Origin of the sequence: Pedobacter miscanthi (genome assembly GCF_003315595.1) — a bacterium.
GTDB lineage: Bacteria > Bacteroidota > Bacteroidia > Sphingobacteriales > Sphingobacteriaceae > Pedobacter > Pedobacter miscanthi.
In genome coordinates this window covers 1-2,948 of sequence record NZ_QNQU01000062.1, presented here as the reverse complement: position 1 = coordinate 2,948, position 2,948 = coordinate 1, and the positions used below count along the sequence as shown (strand labels likewise).

At 43.5% G+C, this 2,948-nt stretch carries 1 protein-coding gene; it reads right to left on the bottom strand.

Annotated elements, in window-relative coordinates; translation table 11 throughout:
- On the bottom strand, nucleotides 1–2,948 hold a 2,948-nt coding region (locus DRW42_RS28320), incomplete at both ends, for a beta strand repeat-containing protein (protein WP_113952217.1).

Genomic DNA, 2,948 nt, shown 5'->3' with positions numbered 1-2,948 from the left:
GCAGTAAGGGTTACTGAAGCACCTGGTGCAAGGGTTGCAATAGGCGATCCGCTTACAGTTGCATTGGCATCAGTTACTACAATATTGCTCAGCGTTACATTACCCGTGTTGGTTACTGTTAAATTGTAGTTTAATGTAGCACCTGCAGTTGTTGGAACGGCTCCGTTAACCACTTTGGTAAAGGTAAACGATGGCGACGGCGTTAACGAAGTTACCGTTGGGGTATCGTTTGTTTTATCGGTACCAGAAACATCGCTTATTGTATTTCCTGCAGGGGTTTTAGCACTTAACGAAGCAGAGTTGGTTACTGAGCCGGCATCTTTATCTGCCTGACTTAGGGTGTACACTTCTGTATCGTTTAAGCTCTGACCTGCAGCCAGTGGTCCGGCTATTGTTTTATTTAAGCCGAGTTTGGTATCAGTTAATACGATGTTGTTTAAATCTGTGGTTCCTGTATTGAATACAGTAAAGATATAAGTAATACTATTTCCATCGGCGGCAACAGTAGCGGTTTTCACAAGCGCTGCCCCTCCTTTTAATACCGGCGTATTTACAGTTGCCGAATTGTTTGTTTGATCCGGATCGGTAGTTCCGGCGGCTGCAGTAATGCTTACCTGGTTGGTTAAGGTTCCGGTGAAAGTTGCATTTACATTTCCGTTAACTAACAAACTTGCCGATTGGCCAGCAGCCAGGTTAGCGGCAAGGGTAAATGTTCCGGCAGCTGCATTGTAGGTACCACCATTAGCTACATAAGTTATATTTTCCAATCCTGTTGGCAAGCTTTCAGTTAAGCCTATCGCCTTCCCGGCCAATACCGTTGCAGGCCCATTATTGATAATGGTGATGGTATAGCTGATAGCACTACCACTTTCAACCGTGGTTTTATCGGCCACTTTAGTTACAGATAAATCGGTAGTCCAGTTTGGTATAACCACAGTTACAATGGCAGTTGATGATTGTGCCGGATCTAACTTATCAGTAATCTTATACTGTAAGGTATAGGTTCCAGGTAATGTACCTGCAACTACATTAACACTTCCATCGGCCGGATTAATGTTAATATTTGTATTGCTGGTTGATAGCTGTGTGATGGTTACATTAGCAACCGTTGCAGCAGCACCATTATTGTAGCTATCGTTGTTTAACGCATTAGCTACCGCTACTCCACCTGCAAAGCCATTAGCTGTTCCGTTGTCATCATTTGCCAGAATAGTGCCAGAAGTTACCGTAACGGTTACGCTGGTTGTTTTGGTTTGGCCTGGATTCAACTTATCTTCAATCTGATAGGTAACAGTATAGGTTCCTACAGGGGTATTTGGTGCAACTATTACTTTTCCGGTGGTTACATCCAGTGTAACATTCGGGTTTGAAGTAGCTACCTGCGTTAAGTTCACATTGGCCAATGTAGCCGGGTTACCATTATAGCTATCGTTAGCCAATACATTTTCTACAGCTGTACCGCCATTTGCAGCGTTTGCAGTACCCGTATCGCTTGTCGCAACCAAATCAGGTGCAGTTATAATTACGGTTACAGTTGCATTTACAAACTGGCCAGGGTTTAATTTATCCTCGATTCTGTACACCAGGGTGTAAGTACCGGCTGGTGTATTTTGAGCCACGTTAACAGCTCCTGTTGTTGTATCTAAGGTAACATTGGCATTTGTAGTCGAAACCTGCGTTAAGTTTACCTGCGCAAGTGTTGCTGGTGCACCGTTATAGGTATCGTTTGCCAGTACATTGCTTACAGCAGTGCCTCCTGTTAAGCCATTAACCGTACCAGTGTTTGCATTTGCAACCATTACAGGGGCGGTAACTTCTACTGTTACGCTGGCCTGTTTGGTTTGGCCAGGGTTTACTTTATCCTCGATATTATAAATTACCGTATAAGTACCTGCCTGCGTATTTGGTGCAACATTAACAGCGCCCGTTGTTACATCCAGAGTAACATTAGCATTTGTAGTTGATACCTGCGTTAAGTTTACATTGGTTAATGTTGCCACACCACCATTGTAAGTATCGTTATCAAGTACATTGCTTACCGCTGTACCACCGGTAAAGCCATTTGCGGTTCCCGAATCTGCTGTTGCAGTTATTACCGGAGCAGCTACAATAACGGTTACACTCGCAGTAACGGTTTTTCCAGGATTTAATTTATCCTCGATCTGATAAACAACGGTATATGTTCCGGCTGGTGTATTCGAAGCCACATTAACGGCACCTGTTGTTACATTTAAGGTAACATTTGGATTATCTGTTGATACTTGTGTTAGGGTAACATTGGCCAATGTTGCGGGGTTACCATTGTAGGTATCATTAGCCAATACATTTGCTACTGCTGCTCCACCGGTAACTCCATTTATTGTTCCATTATCGGCATTTGCAACCATGCCTGGAGCATTTACGGTTACCACTGCATTAGCCGTTTTGGTTTGACCAGGGTTAAGGATATCCTCTATCTGGTACACTATTGTATAAGTACCAGCTGGTGTATTTGGAGCCACATTAACGGCGCCTGTTGTTACATTTAAGGCAACATTTGCATTATCGGTTGATACCTGTGTTAATATAACATTTGAAGTTGTTGCAGCCGCACCGTTATAAGTATCGTTTGCCAATACATTGGTAATTGCCGTGCCACCAGTTAATCCGTTTGCCGAACCATTATCAGCATTGGTGATCATTACCGGAGCAGTTACCGTAATGGTTACAGTTGCCGTTTTGATCGATCCCGGATTGATAATATCTTCAATGTTATATTCTACGTGGTAGGTTCCGGCTTTTGTATTTGGTGCTACATTAACCGCTCCTGTTGCCACATCTAAAGTCACATTCGGATTATCGGTTGATGATTGCGACAATTTTACAGTCGATAAACTTGCCGGAGCACCGTTGTAGGTATCGTTGGCCAGTACATTGGTAACTGCTACACCACCTACTAAACCGTTTGG